Here is a 19333-nt window from a genome sequence, read left to right on the forward strand (position 1 = left end):
AGGCTTAGGGTCGATGCAGGCGGCACGTGCCGTGCGGCCTTTTCTTCGGGACGCCCAGGAGATGTGACGTTGCAGCAGAGAAAAGACGTCGCGGAGACGCTCGTGAAGGCCGGGAGTTTCTTTTCCCGTACCGCTGAGACGTCCGATGATCTGCACCGGGTGCAGCACATCGGGGGCCGGGACGGCGAAGCCTTCTACCGGGACCGCTGGAGCCACGACAAGGTCGTCTATTCCACGCACGGCGTGAATTGCACGGGATCGTGCCGTTGGAAGGTGTACGTCAAGGACGGCATCATCACCTGGGAGACGCAGGCCACGGACTATCCGTCCGTCGGACCCGACCGTCCCGAATACGAACCCCGGGGATGTCCGCGCGGCGCCTCTTTCTCCTGGTACACGTATTCGCCGACACGCGTGCGCTATCCCCATGTGCGCGGCACGCTTCTGGAGATGTACCGGGAGGCGAAGTCCCGGCTGAAGGACCCGGTGCTCGCCTGGGCGGACATCCAGGCCGATCCGGCGCGCCGCAGGAAGTACCAGCAGGCCCGCGGCAAGGGCGGTCTGGTACGGGCGACGTGGGACGAGGCCGTCGAGATCGTCGCGGCCGCGCACGTCCACACCATCAAGGAGCACGGCCCCGACCGGGTCGCGGGCTTCTCCCCCATTCCCGCGATGTCCATGGCGTCGCATGCCGCGGGCGCGCGTTTCCATTCCCTCATCGGCGCCCCGATGCTCTCCTTCTACGACTGGTACGCGGATCTTCCGGTGGCTTCGCCGCAGGTGTTCGGAGACCAGACCGACGTGCCGGAATCGGGCGACTGGTGGGACGCCGCGTATTTGATGATGTGGGGCTCCAACGTTCCGGTGACGCGGACGCCGGACGCGCACTGGATGACCGAGGCACGCTATCGGGGGCAGAAGGTCGTCACCGTTTCGCCGGACTTCGCGGACAACACGAAATTCGCGGACGAGTGGATGCACCCGCATCCCGGCACGGACGGCGCGCTGGCCCTCGCCATGGGCCACGTCATCCTCAAGGAATTCTTCGTCGACCGGCAGACGCCGTTCTTCGAGGACTATGTACGCCGTTATACGGATCTCCCTTTCCTGGTCACTCTCGACGAGACCGAAAAGGGCCTCGTACCGCACAAGTTCCTCACCGCGGCCGACCTCGGCGAGGAGACGGAGAACGCGCGGTGGAAGACCGTCCTGATCGACGACGCGAGCGGCGAGCCGACGGTGCCGGGCGGCACGCTCGGCCACCGCTGGGGCGAGTCGGAGACCCCCGACTGGAATCTCGACCTCGGCGACACCGTGCCCCGGCTCACGCTGCACGGGGAGGGCGCCGAGAGCGCGGAGATCCTGCTGCCCCGCTTCGAGGACGACGCGGACGGCGTCATCCGCCGGGGAGTGCCGGTGCGCCGGATCGGCGGCCGTCTGGTCACCACCGTCCTGGACCTGATGCTCGCCCAGTACGGCGTCCCGCGCGCGGGGCTGCCCGGTGAGTGGCCCGACTCCTACGAAGACGCCTCCCAGCCCGGCACGCCCGCCTGGCAGGAGACGCTCACCTCGGTACCGGCGGCGCAGGCCACGCGCGTGGCGCGGGAGTTCGCCGAGACCGCCGAGGCGTCGCAGGGCCGCTGCATGATCCTGATGGGCGCGGGCACCAACCACTGGTTCCACTCCGAGACCATCTACCGGACCTTCCTCGCGCTGCTCACGCTCACCGGCTGCCAGGGGCGCAACGGCGGCGGATGGGGTCACTACGTAGGGCAGGAGAAGTGCCGCCCGGTGACCGGCTGGGCGACGCTCGCGAGCGCGTCCGACTGGGCGCGGCCGCCCCGGCACATGATCGGCGCGGGCTGGTTCTACCTCCACACCGACCAGTGGCGCTACGACACGCTGCCCGCCGAGTCCCTCGCTTCGCCGCTCGGCGAAGGCCGCTTCGAGGGGATGTCCGGCGCCGACTGCCTGGCCGCGTCGGCGCGGATGGGCTGGATGCCGTCCTACCCGACCTTCGACCGCAATCCGCTGGATCTCGGCGAGGCCGACGACCCGGTGGCGAGCACCGTCCGCGAACTCAAGGAGGGCACGCTGGGCTTCGCGGGCGAGGATCCCGACGCGCCGGGCAACTGGCCGCGCGTGCTCAACGTATGGCGGGCCAACCTGCTCGGCTCGTCCTCCAAGGGCAACGAGTACTTCCTGAAGCATCTGCTCGGCACCCACTCCAACCTGCCCGAGGACGGGCCGCGTTGCGCGCCGCGCGATGTGAAGTGGCACGCCGACGACGTCGAGGGCAAGCTCGATCTGCTGCTCTGCCTCGACTTCCGGATGACGTCCACGACGCTGCTCTCCGATGTCGTCCTGCCTGCCGCCACCTGGTACGAGAAGCACGATCTGTCGTCCACCGACATGCATCCCTTCCTGCACGCCTTCACACCGGCCGTGGACCCGCCCTGGCAGGCGCGCACCGACTACGACGCGTTCCACGCGGTGGCCCGGCGCTTCGGCGAACTCGCGGGCGAGCACCTGGGCGTACGCCGCGATCTGGTCGCCACGGCGCTGCAGCACGACACTCCGGGCGGCGAGATGGCCCAGCCCGGCGGGGTCGCCCTCGACTGGTCGAAGGGCGAGTGCGAGCCGGTCCCGGGGCGCACCATGTACAACCTCGCCGTCGTGGAGCGCGACTACGGAGCGGTCGGGGAGAAGTTCGCGGCGCTCGGCCCGCTGGTCGACGGGCTCGGGGTCACCACGAAGGCGGTCACCTTCGACGTCGCGGAGGAAATCGCGTACTTGAAGGAGAAGAACGGCACGGTGCGCGGCGGCGTCGCGGACGGCAGGCCGCGTCTGGACACCGCGCAGCGGGCCTGCGAGGCGATCCTGTCGCTCTCCGGGACCTCCAACGGCCGCCTGGCCACTCAGGGCTTCAAGACCCTGGAGAAGCGCGTCGGGACGGATCTGGCGCACCTGGCGGCCGAGGCGGAGGGCAAGCGCATCACGTTCGCGGACACCCAGGCCCGCCCGGTGCCGGTCATCACGTCTCCGGAGTGGTCGGGCAGCGAGTCGGGCGGGCGCCGCTACACCGCGTTCACCGTCAACACCGAGCACCTGAAGCCCTGGCACACGCTCACCGGGCGGCAGCACTTCTTCATCGACCACGACTGGATCCACGAGGTCGGCGAGGCGCTGCCCGTCTACAAGCCGCCGCTGAACATGCACCGCCTCTACGGAGAGCCCGAGTTGGGATCTCGAACGGACGGCCGTGAGGTCGCGGTGCGCTTCTTGACCCCGCACAACAAGTGGGCGATCCACTCCATGTACCAGGACAACCTCTACATGATGTCGCTGGGGCGCGGCGGGCAGACCGTGTGGATGTCGCCGCAGGACGCGGAGGCCATCGGCGTCCGCGACAACGAGTGGATCGAGGCCGTGAACCGCAACGGCGTCATCACCGCCCGCGCGATCGTCTCGCACAAGATGCCGCCCGGCACGGTCTACATGAACCACGCGCAGGAGCGCACGGTCGGCGTCCCGAAGACGCAGAAGACGGGCCGCCGGGGCGGCATCCACAACTCGCTCACCCGGATCATGCTCAAGCCCACCCATCTGGTCGGCGGCTACGCCCAGTTGACCTGGGCCTTCAACTACCTCGGCCCGACCGGCAACCAGCGCGACGAGGTGACGGTCATCCGCCGCCGCTCGCAGACCGTGTCCTACTAGAAGCCCCGGAGTACTGACACCATGCGCGTGATGGCCCAAGTAGCCATGGTCATGAACCTCGACAAGTGCATCGGCTGCCACACCTGTTCGGTCACCTGCAAGCAGGCGTGGACCAACCGCAAAGGCACCGAGTACGTCTGGTTCAACAACGTCGAGACGCTCCCGGGACAGGGCTATCCGCGCCGCTGGGAGGACCAGGAGCGGTGGCGCGGCGGCTGGGAGCGGACCAGGTCGGGGCGGCTGCGGCTGCGGGCCGGAGGGCGCCTCAAGCGGCTCGGCCAGATCTTCGCCAACCCCGAACTGCCGGAGCTCTCGGACTACTACCAGCCCTGGACGTACGAGTACAAGAACCTCACCGACGCCCCGGCCGGTGACGACATGCCGGTCGCCAAGCCGGTCGCCCAGGTCACCGGCGAGCCCATCGGCACCATCGAGTGGGGCCCGAACTGGGACGACAACCTCGGCGGCGCCCCCGAGCACGCGCCCAAGGACCCGCTGGTCGAGAAGATCCGCGACGAGGTCGGCGAGAAGATCCGCTTCGAGTTCGAGCAGAGCTTCATGTTCTACCTGCCGCGGCTCTGCGAGCACTGCCTGAACCCCGCGTGCGTCTCCTCGTGCCCCTCCGGAGCGATGTACAAGCGCGTGGAGGACGGCATCGTCCTGGTCGACCAGGACCAGTGCAGGGGCTGGCGGATGTGCGTGACCGGCTGCCCGTACAAGAAGGTCTACTTCAACCACTCCACCGGCAAGGCCGAGAAGTGCACGTTCTGCTTCCCGCGCGTGGAGGCCGGGCTGCCGACGATCTGCTCCGAGACGTGCGTGGGGCGCATGCGCTACCTCGGCGTGATGCTGTACGACGCCGACAAGGTGGCGCAGGCCGCCGCGGTCGAGGACGAACACGACCTCTACCCGGCCCAGTTGGAGTGCTTCCTCGATCCGCACGACCCTGCGGTCGCGGCCGCCGCGCGCGCGTCCGGCATCACCGACGAGTGGCTCGACGCGGCCCGCCGCTCCCCCGTGTACGACCTGATCAGGACGTACCAGGTGGCGCTGCCGCTGCACCCGGAGTACCGCACGATGCCGATGGTCTGGTACGTGCCGCCGCTCTCCCCGGTGGTCGAGGCGGTCGCCGCGGCCGGCCGGGACGGCGAGGACGCGGGCAACCTGTTCGGCGCCATCGACGCGCTGCGGATCCCGGTGGAGTACCTCGCCGCGCTCCTCACGGCGGGCGACACCTACGCCGTGGACGCGGTGCTGCGCCGGATGGCCGCCATGCGCGCGTACATGCGCCGCGTCAACCTCGGCCAGGAGCGCGACGAGTCCATCGCCACGGCGGTCGGCCTGACCGGGCAGGAGATGGAGGACATGTTCCGTCTCCTCGCGATCGCCAAGTACGAGGACAGGTACGTGATTCCGACCGCGGCCCGCACCGAAGCGGACGCCCTCGCGGACGCGCACCCCTTCGAGGACGCCGCCGGAGGATGTCCGGTGGCCGACGCCCCGGACGGCGCCTCCGGAGAGCGCGTCCTGCTCAACCTCAGCCCCACCCGGAGGAGCGCATGACCCCCGACGCCCTCGTCCGGCTCGTCGCGGGGCGGCTCCTCCAGTACCCCGACGAGCGCCTCTACGCGGATCTGGACCTGCTCCACGAAGCGGTGGACCAGCCCGCCCTGCGGGAATTCATCGCCCACGCGCGTGGGCAACGGCCGCTGGACCTCGCCGCGCACTACACGGACGTCTTCGACACCCGTAACCGCCGCTGCCTCTACCTCACCTGGTGGTCCGACGGCGACACCCGCAACCGCGGGCTCTCCCTGGTGCGCGTCAAGCGGGTCTACCGCGAGCACGGCCTGGAGTTCGCCTCCGAGGAGCTCCCCGACTTCCTGCCCGTCCTCCTCGAGTTCGCCGCGCGCGAAGAGGCCGCGGGCACCGCCCTGCTGGAGGAGCACCGCGCCGGACTCGAACTCCTCCGCCTGGCCGTCACCGACGTCGGCACGCCCTACGCGCGCGTGCTCGAAGCGGTCTGCGGGACGCTCCCGGGGCCCTCTCCGAAGACGCGGGCCGAGGCGAAGGCGCTCGCCCGCAGCGGGCCGCCGCGCGAGACCGTCGGGCTCGAACCCTTCGGCCCCGGAGTCGAACTCCCCTGGCCCACCGTCCCGGAAAGGACCCCGGCGTAATGGACCTCCTCCTGTGGGGCGTCATGCCCTACGTCGCCGTCACGCTCCTCATCGCGGGCCTGGTGTGGCGGGCGCGCTACGACCGGTTCGGCTGGACCACGCACTCCTCGCAGCTGCACGAGTCGCGCCTGCTGCGGATCGGCTCGCCGCTCTTCCACTTCGGGATGGCGTTCGTGGTGCTCGGCCACGTCGTCGGGCTGCTGATCCCGGACAGCTGGACGGACGCGGTGGGCGTCAGCGACCACGCGTACCACCTGATGGCGGTCTCCACGGGAGCCGTCGCCGGGCTCGCCGCGGCCGCGGGCATCGGCATCCTCGTCTACCGGCGCCTACGGGTGCCCGCCGTACGAAAGGCCACGCTCCGTAGCGACCACGTGATGTACACGGTCCTGCTGGGCGCGATGCTGCTCGGCCTGATCGCGACCGTCCTGAACTCCTCCGGAGTGGTCGACTACAACTACCGCGAGGGCATCTCCGTGTGGTTCCGGAGCCTGTTCACGCTCCAGCCCGACTACCACCTGATGGGCGCGGCGCCGCTCGCCTTCAAGCTGCACATCGTCTTCGGCTTCGCGCTGTTCGCGCTGATCCCCTTCTCACGGCTCGCGCACATCGTCAGCGCCCCCTTCAAGTACCTCTTCAGGCCGTACGTCGTCTACCGCGGCCGCGACCCCCGCCAGCTCGCGGGGCGCAAGCCCAAGCGCGGCTGGGAGCGCGTCTCATGAGCGCCGCCGGAGCACGCCCCGCACGCGTCGTACGGCGGCCCCGGCACGCCGTCGACGAGCGGCCCTTCATCGTCATCTGGGAGACCACGCGCGCGTGCCCGCTGGCCTGTCTGCACTGCAGGGCCGAGGCCCAGCCCGAACGGGACCCGCGCGAGCTCGACGGCGCTGACGCCCGCCGTCTGATGGACCAGATCGCGGCCTTCGGGAAGCCGTCCCCGCTCTTCGTGATCACGGGCGGCGACCCGTTCCAGCGGGCCGACCTGACCGACCTCATCGCGTACGGCACGGCGCTCGGCCTGCGCGTCGCCGTCTCCCCCTCGGGGACGCCGACGCTCGACCGGGCCAATCTGACGGCGGTGCGGGACGCGGGAGCCATCGCCCTGTCCCTGAGCGTCGACGGGTCCACGCCCGCGCGCCACGACGCCTTCCGCGGTGTGGACGGCGTCTTCGAATGGACCATCGACGGCTGGCGCACCGCCCGTGAGCTGGGCCTGAAGGTGCAGGTCAACACCACTGTCACGCGTGACAGCCTGGAGGACCTCGCGGACATCGCGGCCCTGGTGCGGCGCGAGGGCGCGATGCTCTGGAGCGGCTTCGTGCTGGTCCCGACGGGCCGCGGCGAACAGCTCTCCGCGCTCGGCGCCGACGAGGTCGAGGACGTCCTGCACTTCCTGTACGACACGGGCGCGGTGCTCGCCACCAAGACCACCGAGGGCCACCACTTCCGCCGTGTGGCGCTGCAGCGCACCATTTTGGAACGGCACGGCGAGACGCCCGAGTTGGGCCCCCTGTACGCGCGCCTGACTGCACGCGCGCGTGAGCTCGGTCTGCACGACGGGGAACGGCGCGCGGTGCGCAGGCCACCCATGGACGTCTCCTCGGGGCGCGGCTTCGTCTTCGTCTCGCACACCGGCGAGGTGCACCCCAGCGGCTTCCTGCCGCTGTCGGCGGGCAACGTGAAGCACCATCCGCTCGGCGACATCTACCGGGGCTCCGCGCTCTTCGCGACGCTGCGCGACCCCTCGCTGCTCGGCGGCGCGTGCGGGCGCTGCGAGTTCAACACCGTGTGCGGGGGCTCCCGTTCGCGTGCGTACGGGGCGACGGGGCGGGTGCTCGCCGCCGACCCGTGGTGCGCGTACGAGCCGGGCAGTTTCCCGTACCAGGACGAGCTGCGGGAGCTGCTCGCGGACGCGGCGCCTGCCCGTCCCACGCGCGCCGCCCGTACGGAAGGGAGCGCGGCATGACGCGTTCAGTGATCGTCGTCGGCGGCGGCATCAGTGGTCTGACGGCCGCCTGGCGGCTGCGTGGCGACGCGGAGGTGACCGTCCTTGAGGGCGGCCCCCGCATCGGCGGCAAGCTCCGCACGGGCACGCTGGCGGGCGCGCCCGTCGACGAGGGCGCGGAGTCGCTGATGGCGCTGCGCCCGGAGGCGGTCCGGCTCGCCCAGGACGTCGGCCTCGGCGCCGAGCTGTGCGATCCGGCGCCCGCGCCCACCACCTTGTGGTCGGACGGGGCGCTGCGGCCGCTGCCGCAGGGCCACGTCATGGGCATCCCCACCGAGCCCGACGCGCTGGCGGGCACCGGGCTGCTGTCCGAGGAGGGCGCGGCCCGGCTCCGCCACGAGGAGGCGCTGCCCGCCGAGGCCCTCACGGAGGACGTGTCCGTGGCCGAGTACCTCGGCGGGCGGCTCGGCCAGGAGGCCGTGGACCGCCTGGTGGAGCCGCTGCTCGGCGGGGTGTACGCGGGCCGCCCCGACCGGCTCTCGCTGCGGGCGGCGCTGCCGCGGGTGGCGGCGGTCGCGGAGCGGGGCGAGCCGCTGCTGTCCGCGCTGCGGAGGATGCGTACGCCCCGGGGCGCGGCGCAGGGCCCCAGGGTCGTCCCGGTCCAGGGGCTGCGCGGCGGCACCGGTCGCCTGCCGCGGGCCGTCGCCGAGGCGAGCGGCGCGCGGATACTGACCGGCACGCGCGCGCGTGAGCTGCAGCGCACCGCGGCGGGGCGGTGGCGGGTGCTCGCCGTGACCAGTGACGGGCCGCTCCTGATGGAGGCGGACGCGGTGGTCCTCGCGGTGCCCGCGTACGAGGCGGCCGAACTACTGCGTCCGCACGCGCCGCTCGCCGACGCGGATCTCGGCGCCATCCAGCACGCCAGTACCGCCGTGGTGACCATGGCGTTCCCCCGGACGAAGGCGCTCGCGCGGGGTGACGCGCTGCCCGAGGGCAACGGTTTCCTGGTGCCGGCCGTCGACGGCCACACCATCAAGGCCGCCACGTTCCTCTCCAACAAGTGGCGGTGGCAGAGCGAGGCCGCGCCCGACGTCTTCCTGCTGCGCACCTCGATCGGCCGCGTCTGCGAGGAACACCGCCTCGACGTCCCCGACCGGCACCTCGTGCGCAGCTCGGTCATCGAGCTGCACCAGGCGCTCGGCTCCATCGGCGAGCCCGTCGCGGCGCGGGTGACTCGCTGGGAGCGGGGGCTTCCGCAGTACGGGGTGGGCCACAAGGAGCGGGTCGCCCGGGTCCGGGAGGCGGTGGGGAAGCTCTCCGGGATCCAGCTGTGCGGGGCGGCGTACGAGGGGGTGGGGGTCGCGGCGTGCGTTTCCACTGGGACGGGGGCCGCGCGGGCGCTCACCGAGGGGTGAGATCCGCCCCGTGGCCGGTGCCCGCCCACACCGCGGCAGGTGCCCCCGTCTGCCCCCTCGGCACCATGGCCGTACCCACCCGCACCGTGGCCCGAGCCCTCGCCCCTCGGCACCGGGGGCTGTGCCCACCCGTTCCGCCCTGCGGAACGCTTGCCCACAGCAGCGCGCCCCACGGCCCGAGGCGGCCCCACACCTCACCCACACGGCCCGCGCCCCGAGCGCGCCGTCTGGAGCCCCCGCAGGATGGGCTCATGCCCACACTGCTCCAGCCACGTGCCGCCGCCACCACCGCCGCCCTGCTCGTCGCCACGCTCGCGGCCTGTGGCGGTGGCGACTCCAAGGACGAGGCCCTGCCGGACCAGAAGCTGAGCTGGAAGGACTGCCCCGCGCCCTCGGCCGCCGAGGGCAGCGGCGGCGCTCCGTCGCCGCTGCCCGGTGGCGCCGAGTGGCAGTGCGCCACCATGAAGGCGCCGCTCGACTGGGCGAAGCCCAAGGGCGACACGATCGACATCGCGCTGATCAGGGCCCAGACCAGCGGGAACAAGGACGACCGCATCGGCTCCCTGGTCTTCAACTTCGGCGGCCCCGGCGGCTCGGGCGTCACCACCCTGCCCGCCTTCGGCGCGGACTACGCCAAGCTGCGCACCCGCTACGACCTGGTCAGCTTCGACCCCCGCGGCGTCGGCCGCAGCGCGGGCATCAAGTGCGAGGACGACGAACAGCTGGACGACTACTTCCAGCAGGACTCCACCCCCGACGACGCCGCCGAGAAGAAGAAGCTCGTGGACAACGTCACGTCGTTCAACAACGCCTGCGAGAAGAACTCCGGCAAGACTCTCCCGCACGTCCGCACCACCGACGCGGCCCGCGACATGGACCTGATGCGCCAGGTCCTCGGCGACGACAAGCTGCACTACTTCGGCATCTCGTACGGCACCGAACTCGGCGGCGTATACGCCCACTTGTTCCCCAAGAAGGTGGGCCGGGCCGTCTTCGACGCGGTGGTCGACCCCACCCAGACGGCCGAAGAGGGCTCCCTCGGCCAGGCCGAGGGATTCCAGCTCGCGCTCGACAACTTCGCGAAGGACTGCACCTCCAAGGTGGAGGACTGCCCGGTCGGCGACACCGAACAGGACGTCAAGGACCGGATCGCGAAGCTCCTCAAGGACCTCGACAGCAAGCCCATCACCGGCCTGCCGCCCCGCGAACTGACCCAGACCGCCGCCACCAACGGCATCGCGCAGTCCCTGTACTCCAAGGACTTCTGGCCGTACCTCACCCAAGGACTCGAAGAGGCGTACGACGGCGACGGCAAGATCCTCATGGCACTGTCCGACTCGATGAACGGACGCAGCGAGGACGGCGAGTACAGCAACATCCAGGCGGCCAACGTCTCCATCAACTGCGCGGACGACAAAGCGCGTTACACCAGGGAGTACGTCGATCAGAAGCTCCCCGAGTTCCGCGAGGCGTCACCGCTGTTCGGCGACTACCTGGCCTGGGGCATGGTCGGCTGCACGGACTGGGCGGTGGAGGGCCAGGCCGACCACCCGAACGTCGGTGCGCAAGGGGCGCCGCCCATCGTCGTCATCGGCAACACGGGCGACCCGGCCACGCCCTACGAAGGCGCGCGCAAGATGGCGCAGGCGCTGGGCAAGGGCGTCGGGGTCGAGTTGACGTACAAGGGCCAGGGCCACGGGGCGTACGACAGCAAGAACGCGTGCGTACGGGACGCGGTGAACGGCTATCTCCTTGACGGCACCGTGCCGAAGGCGGGAACGGTCTGCGGCTGACCTCGGCACCCGCCCCCACACCCACACCCACACTCGCACCACCGCCCCGGCCGCTGTCAGTGGCCCCGCCTACTATGGCCTGACTGTCTTCCAAGGGGGGAAGCGCGTCCATGCAGCGTTTCGTGCGTTCCGCGGCCCTGGCCGCGGCCGGGGTCCTGATGGCGGGGCTCGCCGTCGGCTGTTCTTCGGACGACGGCGAGGGGGACGCCAAAGGCAGCGGCAAGAGCAGCGGCGAGGACTCCGCGGCGAGCGGCTCGGACGCGGCGCCGAAGCCCGACCCCTCCTCCTCCCTGCCGCCCTCGGTCACCGCACAGAAGCTGGACTGGTCCCGCTGCGAGGCGCCCGAGGGAGGCACCGCGCCGGGCGCGCAATGGCAGTGCTCGACCCTCAAGGTCCCCCTCGACTACGCGAAGCCGAAGGGCGAGACGATCGGCATCGCCCTGATCCGTGCCACATCGACCGCCAAGACCACCGCCAAGACCACCGGCAAGAAGAGCGACCGCATCGGCTCCCTGCTCTTCAACTTCGGCGGCCCCGGCGGCTCGGGCGTCTCCGGGCTGCCCTCCTTCGCCGACATGTACGACAAGCTGCGCACCCGCTACGACCTGGTCAGCTTCGACCCGCGCGGCGTCGCGGCCAGCGAGGGCGTGCGGTGCCGCGACGACAGCGCGACGCAGGCCGCCGAGCGGAAGGTGGACCTCACGCCGGACACGGCGGCCGAGGAGGAGACGTACTTCAAGGACGCGGCCGACTTCGGCGCGGGCTGCGCGCGCGGGGCGAAGAAGGTCATCGGCCATGTCTCCACGGCCGACGCCGCCCGCGACATGGACGTCATGCGCCAGGTCCTCGGCGACGACAAGCTGCACTACATGGGCATCTCGTACGGCACCGAACTCGGCGGGACGTACGCGCACTTGTTCCCCAAGCGGGTCGGCCGCCTGGCCCTCGACGCGGTCGTCGACCCCAGCGCGGACTCCGTGGGCCACGCGGAGAACCAGGCACGCGGTTTCCAGCGCGCCCTCGACAACTACTTCACCTCGCTCGGCGAGGACCCGAAGAAGGGCTCCGCGAAGGTCGTGAAGCTGCTCAAGGGCCTCGACGCCGAGCCGCTGCGCACCTCGGGCGACCGCGAGCTGACCGAGTCCCTGGCGATGACCGGCATCACCATCACGCTCTACAGCAAGCAGACCTGGCCGACGCTGACCCGCGCCCTCCAGGACGCGGAGAAGGGCGACGGCACGGCGCTCCTTCAGCTCGCCGACGCCTACAACGAACGCGATCCGTCCGGCCACTACAGCACGCAGAGCCACTCGCAGCGGGCGATCTCCTGCCTGGACGACAAGGCGCGGACGACTCCGGAGGAGGCGAAGCAGCGGCTCGGCCGGTTCCGTGAGATCTCCCCGGTCTTCGGCGAGTTCCTCGGCTGGGACACGGCGGGCTGGTGCCACGACTGGCCGGTGGCCGGACAGTACGAGTCCCCCGAGGTGAGCGCCCCCGGCGCCGCCCCGATCCTCGTCGTCGGCAACACCGGCGACCCGGCGACCCCCTACGAAGGCGCCCGCAAGATGGCGGACGAGCTCGGCAAGGGCGTCGGCACGCTGCTGACCTGGAAGGGCGAGGGCCACGGGGCGTACGGCAACGGCAGCGACTGCGTGGACGGCACGGTCAACGACTACCTCCTCACCGGCACGGTCCCGAAGGACGGCAAGGTCTGCTCGTCCTGAGGGAACCCGCGGGGAACCAAGCCCGTCCGGCGTTTGAGGACGAGCCCTCAAGGCGAGCAGTTGACGCAAGAACGGGGGGCCCGCACCAAAAGGTGCGGGCCCCCCGTCTCCGTTCAGGCGCTACGCCTAGTAGACCGGCTTGTCTAGTAGACCGGCTTATCGGGCTCGATCTGGTTGACCCAGCCGATCACGCCGCCGCCCACGTGCACCGCGTCCGAGAAGCCCGCCGACTTCAGGACCGCGAGGACTTCCGCACTGCGGACACCCGTCTTGCAGTGCAAGACGATCTTCTTGTCCTGCGGAAGGCTCTCCAGGGCGGTGCCCATGAGGAACTCGTTCTTGGGGATCAGCTTGGCGCCGGGGATGGAGACGATCTCGTACTCGTTCGGCTCGCGGACGTCGATGATCTCGATCTTCTCGTCGCCGTCGATCCACTCCTTGAGCTGCTTGGGAGTGATCGTCGAACCGGCCGCCGCCTCCTGGGCCTCCTCCGACACGACGCCGCAGAAGGCCTCGTAGTCGATGAGCTCGGTGACGGTGGGCTTCTCGCCGCAGACCGCGCAGTCGGGGTCCTTGCGGACCTTGACCTGGCGGTACTGCATCTCCAGGGCGTCGTAGATCATCAGGCGGCCGACCAGCGCGTCGCCCGTGCCCGTGAGGACCTTGATCGCCTCGGTGACCTGGATGGAGCCGATCGACGCGCACAGCACGCCGAGGACGCCGCCCTCGGCGCAGGAGGGGACCATGCCGGGCGGCGGGGGCTCCGGGTAGAGGCAGCGGTAGCACGGACCGTGCTCGCTCCAGAAGACGGAGGCCTGGCCGTCGAAGCGGTAGATGGAACCCCAGACGTACGGCTTGTTGAGCAGCACGCACGCGTCGTTGACCAGGTAGCGGGTCGCGAAGTTGTCCGTGCCGTCGACGATCAGGTCGTACTGGCTGAAGATGTCCATCACGTTCTCGGCCTCGAGCCGCTCTTCGTGGAGGATCACGTTCACGTACGGGTTGATGCCGAGGACCGAGTCCTTCGCGGACGCCGCCTTGGAGCGGCCGATGTCCGCCTGGCTGTGGATGATCTGGCGCTGCAGGTTGGACTCGTCGACCTCGTCGAACTCGACGATGCCGAGCGTGCCCACACCGGCGGCGGCCAGGTACATCAGGGCGGGCGATCCGAGACCACCGGCGCCCACACAGAGCACCTTGGCGTTCTTCAGCCGCTTCTGCCCGTCCATCCCGACATCGGGGATGATCAGGTGGCGGGAGTACCTGCGGACCTCGTCGACGGTGAGCTCAGAGGCGGGCTCGACCAGGGGTGGCAGCGACACGGGGACTCCGTTGGTCGGAAATTCGGAACGGTTGTTCTGCGTGTAACACTGCCACGCCCTCCTTCATTCCGAGACACCTGTTCCGATGCGCGAGACGATTTCGTCCCAGTAACCGGGCATGGACTCCCAGGGCGCGTTCGTACCGCCGTCACCGACCCGGTCGGTGAAGTAGATCGTCGAGGCGCCCTGCCAGCGCGCGATGCGCAACGCCTCCTCCAGATGCCCGCGCGGCATGCCGTGCACGAAGTGGCAGAAACGCTCGGGCGGATAGTCGGCGGTCCACTCGGCCACCTGCGACCAGCGGTAGTCGCTCCACGGGCCCGTGAAGGTCACCAACTGGTCGCCGGTCTCGGCATATCCGGGGTACGGATGGGTGCCGTGGCCGAGCACGATGTGCGCGTCGTCGATCAGTGCGCGCAGCGTCGCGACCGTCCTGCGGACCTCGGGCAGCGCGGCCCGCTCGGTGGGACAGCGGTCCAGCGAGAAGCCGTCGACCTGGTACCAGTCGAGATAGCGGTGGGCGTCGGAGACCAACTCGCCGAAGGGGCGGGCGCCGTACGTCATGTCGAGGTGCCCGAGGACGCGGACGCCCGCGTTCCGCAGCCGCCCCGCCGCCTCCAGGCAGTGTGGATCGGGGCGCTCCCCTGGTCCGTTCGCGACATTCAGGACAACCCACTTCAAAGGGGTTCCTGGGCGGGTGAGTTCGGACCATTCGGCGGCGGCCACGAGCGGGTGGGCGAAGCCCGGAATGCCGAAGCCGATGCGTACGTCGGTGCTCGCGGTGCCCCAAGCGGTCCTGGTCAGATGCGGCATGCGGCCTCCATCCAGATGTCGGCGAGTGACTCTTCGAGGTTGATGCGGGGCCGCCAGCCGAGCCGGTCGCGCGCGGTGCGCACGTCCGCCTGCTGCCAGCTGCCGCAGCCGTCCGGGTAGGGGTACGCGGCCGGGGCCCCGTGCTCTGATTCGGTGCGGGGGTGCCCGATGGATGGCCGTACGGGCACCTGGTCCAGTTCGTGCAGCGCACCGCCGTATCCCGCGACGCGGGCGAGCACGGCGGCCGCGTCGCGCAGCCGCACGGCGCGGCCCGCGCCGATGTTCACCACGCCCTGGGCGGCGGAGAGCGAGGCGGCGTGCACGGCGCGCGCCACGTCCCGTACGTCGACGAAGTCCCGCTGCACGCCGAGGCCGCCGAGCTTGAGCTCGCCGTCGCCCGCCTGCATGGCGCGCCGCATGGCCTCCGCGAGCCGCCCGAGCGGGGAGCCCGCGGGGGTGCCGGGGCCCGCGGGCGAGAACACGCGCAGGACGACGGCGTCGAGCCCGGAGCCGAGCACGAGTTCGGTGGCCGCCAGCTTGCTGACGCCGTAGGGCCCGCCGGGCCGTGGCACCGCGTCCTCCGCGGTCGAGGATCCCGGCTGGCTCGGCCCGTATTCGGCGCCGCAGCCCAGCTGCACGAGCCGGGCCCCGCAGCCGCTGCGGCGCAGGGCCTCGCAGATGGTGGCGACGGCGACGGTGTTGTGCCGGGTCAGCTCGCGGGCACCCCCTCGCGTGGCACCCGCGCAGTTGATGACGACGCCCGGGTGCACCGCGTCGAGGAAGCGGGTCAGCGCGCCGGGACTGCCGCTCGCGAGGTCGAAGCGTACGTCCGAGTCGTCGCCGCGGCCGAGCGCGGTCAGCTGCACCGCCGGGTCGGCGAGCAACCGGTCGGCGACGAAGCGGCCGAGGTAGCCGTTGGCTCCGATCAGCAGCACCCTCATCGGGGGCCTCCCGGGGTTACCGCGCGGAGGCGGAGGTGGAGGCGGCTGCGGGTGATCATCTGTCTTTCTCCTTCGGGAGGTTGCCGTGGTGCACGGGATAAGGCCCGCGGTGTCGGCCCCGCGGGAGAGTGGTCTGCACGGTGGTGCGCGAGGGCCCCTGCGGGGCGGGCTGAGGTGCGGTCGGGGGCGCTCCCGACGCGGGCGCTCGCGTCGCGCCGGTTCACAGCGCGTCGCCGGGGCGGGCGTGGGCGGAGGCCCTGGTCAGGGTCCTGGTCGCGTGGATCAGCAGGGCGAGGGCCGCGATGCCGCAGGCGAGGGTGGGTACGGCGCCGGGGCCCCAGACGTCGACGACGGCCGTGACGGGTTCCGCGAGCACCTCGCAGCCGGGCAGCCGCCCCGCGAACACCAGGGCCACGGCCACCGCTTCGGCCGCACCGGCCGCGCCGAGCAGCAGGGCGGGCGCCCGCGTGGAGCCGTACGCCCCGAGCAGCCGTGCGAGCAGCAGCAGCGCCCCGAGCGCACCGGCCCCGCCGAGGGCACCGCCGGACACGTCGCCGAGCGCGGCACCGGACGCGCCGCCCGGCACGCCGCCGGGCGCATCGCCCCACTCGCCCAGCACCGCACCGGACAGCACGAGGAGGGCCGCGAGCGCCGCCAGGAAGATGCCGACCGCGCCGAGGAGCAACGGCCGCACCGCGTGGGCGAATTCATCGAGTCCGCGGCTGGCCCCGAGCCGCCCCCCGGCCCGCACGGCGAACAGCCGGGCGCACCAGATCGCGGGCGCGACGGCGAGGGAGAGAGCGAGGGCCGCGGCGAAGGACGGCGTCCAGAGCTCGTCGGGTCCGCCCGCCACGGCGCCCGCCAACAGCCCGTCGCCCAGGAGTGCGTACGCGAGGAGGAAGCACGTCCACGCGCGCGTGGACGGCGCCGGACGGGCCGAGGTGCGCAGTGGCCCGTACCGGAGGGCGATGCGCAGGGCCACCGCCACGGCGACCGCGCCCCCGAGCCCCAGCGCGAGCCGCGCGGCTCCTGCGGAGAGGGCGATTCCGCCGACGGCGAGCGCGCACACCGCACCGGGCAGCAGCGCGAACAGGGCCCACCCCCGGGGTACTTCGGGCACGCCCGGTACGCCGTCGGCGGCGCTCGGCGACGCGTGGTCGGTGTCGTCGTCGCCGGCGCGCGGCACGCGCGCGTACATCTCCTCGGCCAGGGCGAACACATCACGGTGGCGGAAGCGGGCCGCGGCCCTGTCGGTCACGCCGTGCGCCTCCAGGCCCGCGGCGATCTCCAGCGGGTCGACGGCGCGGGCGCACAACTCACGGTGCCGGTGCATCAGCGCTTTCACGGGGTCGACGCCGCCGCGCCGCCCCACCTTGGCGACCGCGGCCCGCGCGCGCCCCGCCCTGCCCGCACCGGCACCCGCACCCGCACCGGATCCCGAACCCGCCTCCCCAAAGGCAGGAATCGACGCCCCGAACTCAGGAACCCGGACTGACGCCCCCGGCTCCCCCGGCATCAACTCCGTTGCCGCGCCCGCGAGAAGCTCCTCCGACCGCGCGTCCCAGCCGTCCGCGCCCCGCGGCGCCCGGGGCGCGTCCACCGCGTCGGATCCCTGCCGCTCCACGCCGTTCATACGGCCGCCCCCTTCAACTCGGCGTCCGCGGGCACACGTTCCACGGCCCACCTCGGCACCCCCGCGCTCTCGCTGCCGGGCTCCATGCCGGACGCGCGCCCCACCGCGACCGCCCAGCGGCCCGGCACGGACGCCTCCGCGGGGTTCGCGAACGGCACCGGTTCGCCCGACTCGTCGAGGGCCTCCCTGCGCACCGGGCAGTGCGAGACGATCTCCAGATAGATCCCGCGGAAGGCCGCGACGTTCTGCTCGACGGTGAAGAGTTCGAGCGCCCTCGCCCGCGCCGCCGCGCCCAGGCGCGCACAGCGCTCGGGGTCGCGCAGGAGCGCCACGCACGCCTCCGCGAGCGCCCGCGGATTGCGCGGCGGCACGACGAGACCCGTGCCGCCGATGACCTCCACGACCGCGCCGACGTCCGTCGAGACGGTCGCGCGGCCGCAGTACATGGCCTCGACGAGGCTGATCGGGAAGCCCTCGACGACGCTCGACAGGACGACGACGCCCGCGGCCGCGTACGCGTCGGCGAGCTCCGGGGTCTCGGGCCCGCCGATCTCCTCGAAGGAGACGGGGTTGTCGCCGACCGCGTGCGCGCCGTCGGCCTCGTCCGGGAAGAGCTGCGCGGCGAGCGCCCTGCAGTGCGCCAGATAGGCGGCCGCCTCGGGCCCTTCGGCGGGCGCCCCGACGATGCGCAGCCGCGCGCCGGGCTCCTCCTTGCGGACGTCCGCGAAGGCGTGCAGCAGGGAGATCAGGTCCTTGGCGGGCTCGATGCGGCCGACCCACAAGAGGGTGCCGCGGTCGGCGGTGAGGTCGTCGTAGCCGCTCTCGCCGACATCCGTGAAGCGGTCCGACGCCATGCCGGGGTAGACCGTGCGCAGCTTGGCCCGGTCGGCGCCGCAGCGCTCCTGCCAGCGGCGGGCGTGCGTGTTGCCGGGGGTGATGAGGGTGGCCCTGTCGTACACCTCGGCGGCGAGCAGGCCGTGGAAGGAGGCGAGCAGGGCGCGTGCGGGGGCGCTCAGGCCGGTGTCGCCCGCGGCGAGGTAGTGCGCGCGCAGCTGCACCCCGTACTCGGTGACGAGCAGCGGCACTCCGGCGAAGTGCCTGGCAAGCAGCCCTGGCAGCGCCGCGGGTCCGCCGGAGGTGGCATGGCACAGATCGACCGCGCCGAGCGCGTCGTCGGCGTACCAGTCGAGGGAGAGGGGGCGCAGCGCGCGCTCGATGAGGCCCGCGACGGCGAGCAGGTCGGGGACCCGGACGGTGCGGGCGGCGCGCAGCGCGCCGGGCGCACGGCAGGCGCTCTCCAGGGCGCGCACGGCGGCCTCGGAGCGCAGGGCACCGGCCAGGCCGCCTTCGTCGCGGGCGAGTTCGGCGAGTCCGTACAGCGCGTTGCCGAAACGGTCCGCCACATCCTGGGAGCTGTGCGCCGCGTCGGCCGCGCCGCCCCCGGAATCGCCCCGGCAGATCACCGCCGCCAGCTCCCCGAAGCACTCCGTGAACCGGCGCCTGGCCCGCCTTCCATGGCCTCCCCGGGGGCCCGCGCCGGACAGCGCGGCATCGTCGGCGGTCCACAGCGGCGCCGTGCGCACCCGGCTGACCTGGGGCGGGAGGGCGATCCAGCCCTGCTCCTCCTGCTGCCTGCCGCGGCTGAGCGCGTAGACGTCGAATTCGTGCCGCTCCAGCCCTCGCACGAGCCGGTCGCACCACAGCCTGGCCTCACCGCTCACATACGGATAGCCACCCTCCGTAAGCAGTCCGATGCGCACGAGTGCACCCCCGATCTCCCGTTTGAGGAGCCGCCGTTGGTCCGGCGGCTCGCAGCGGGACGAACGTATGCGGTCATGCCGGTGGCGCGA

At 71.9% G+C, this 19333-nt stretch carries 13 protein-coding genes; 8 read left to right on the plus strand and 5 right to left on the minus strand.

Annotated elements, in window-relative coordinates:
• Window positions 1–63 precede the first annotated feature (63 nt).
• From CP970_RS14555 to CP970_RS14590, 8 genes are all read left to right on the plus strand, one after another.
• Window positions 64–3720 (plus strand): nitrate reductase subunit alpha, encoded by a 3657-nt coding sequence (locus CP970_RS14555; RefSeq protein WP_055548372.1) that lies wholly within the window; start codon window positions 64–66, stop codon window positions 3718–3720.
• 21 nt (window positions 3721–3741) lie between these two features.
• The gene (narH, locus tag CP970_RS14560; protein WP_055548374.1) at window positions 3742–5283 is read left to right on the plus strand and encodes a nitrate reductase subunit beta; all 1542 of its coding nucleotides are present in this window, start codon (window positions 3742–3744) and stop codon (window positions 5281–5283) included.
• On the plus strand, window positions 5280–5897 hold the full coding sequence (gene narJ, locus CP970_RS14565) for a nitrate reductase molybdenum cofactor assembly chaperone (protein WP_150493380.1): 618 nt from the start codon (window positions 5280–5282) through the stop codon (window positions 5895–5897). Before narH ends, narJ begins: the two co-directional genes overlap by 4 nt.
• Window positions 5897–6619, plus strand: coding sequence for a respiratory nitrate reductase subunit gamma (gene narI, locus CP970_RS14570; RefSeq protein ID WP_150493382.1), 723 nt, complete (start codon window positions 5897–5899; stop codon window positions 6617–6619). Before narJ ends, narI begins: the two co-directional genes overlap by 1 nt.
• The gene (locus tag CP970_RS14575; protein WP_150493384.1) at window positions 6616–7863 is read left to right on the plus strand and encodes a TIGR04053 family radical SAM/SPASM domain-containing protein; all 1248 of its coding nucleotides are present in this window, start codon (window positions 6616–6618) and stop codon (window positions 7861–7863) included. Before narI ends, CP970_RS14575 begins: the two co-directional genes overlap by 4 nt.
• A complete protein-coding gene (gene hemG / locus CP970_RS14580; protein WP_224058435.1) occupies window positions 7860–9257 on the plus strand; it encodes a protoporphyrinogen oxidase in 1398 nt (465 codons plus the stop codon). Before CP970_RS14575 ends, hemG begins: the two co-directional genes overlap by 4 nt.
• A 251-nt stretch (window positions 9258–9508) precedes the next feature.
• Complete coding sequence (locus CP970_RS14585) at window positions 9509–11050, plus strand: alpha/beta hydrolase (RefSeq protein WP_055553335.1); 1542 nt, start codon at window positions 9509–9511, stop codon at window positions 11048–11050.
• 110 nt (window positions 11051–11160) lie between these two features.
• Window positions 11161–12774, plus strand: coding sequence for an alpha/beta hydrolase (locus CP970_RS14590; protein ID WP_055553337.1), 1614 nt, complete (start codon window positions 11161–11163; stop codon window positions 12772–12774).
• Window positions 12775–12917: 143 nt separating this feature from the next.
• Here CP970_RS14590 and moeZ read toward each other — a convergent pair whose 3' ends face one another.
• From moeZ to CP970_RS14615, 5 genes are all read right to left on the minus strand, one after another.
• On the minus strand, window positions 12918–14096 hold the full coding sequence (moeZ, locus tag CP970_RS14595; protein ID WP_055553339.1) for an adenylyltransferase/sulfurtransferase MoeZ: 1179 nt from the start codon (window positions 14094–14096) through the stop codon (window positions 12918–12920).
• Window positions 14097–14159: 63 nt separating this feature from the next.
• Window positions 14160–14909: a spherulation-specific family 4 protein gene (locus CP970_RS14600; protein WP_055553341.1), complete on the minus strand. Its 750-nt coding sequence runs from the start codon at window positions 14907–14909 to the stop codon at window positions 14160–14162.
• Window positions 14897–15850, minus strand: coding sequence for an NAD-dependent epimerase/dehydratase family protein (locus CP970_RS14605; RefSeq protein ID WP_055553343.1), 954 nt, complete (start codon window positions 15848–15850; stop codon window positions 14897–14899). Before CP970_RS14605 ends, CP970_RS14600 begins: the two co-directional genes overlap by 13 nt.
• Before the next feature lie 220 nt (window positions 15851–16070).
• Window positions 16071–17483 (minus strand): hypothetical protein, encoded by a 1413-nt coding sequence (locus CP970_RS14610; protein ID WP_224058440.1) that lies wholly within the window; start codon window positions 17481–17483, stop codon window positions 16071–16073.
• Complete coding sequence (locus CP970_RS14615) at window positions 17480–19243, minus strand: DUF3492 domain-containing protein (protein ID WP_055543826.1); 1764 nt, start codon at window positions 19241–19243, stop codon at window positions 17480–17482. The genes CP970_RS14610 and CP970_RS14615 overlap by 4 nt, the downstream gene beginning before the upstream one ends.
• Between the last annotated feature and the right edge of the window lie 90 nt (window positions 19244–19333).

This window comes from Streptomyces kanamyceticus (genome assembly GCF_008704495.1).
Classification (GTDB): domain Bacteria; phylum Actinomycetota; class Actinomycetes; order Streptomycetales; family Streptomycetaceae; genus Streptomyces; species Streptomyces kanamyceticus.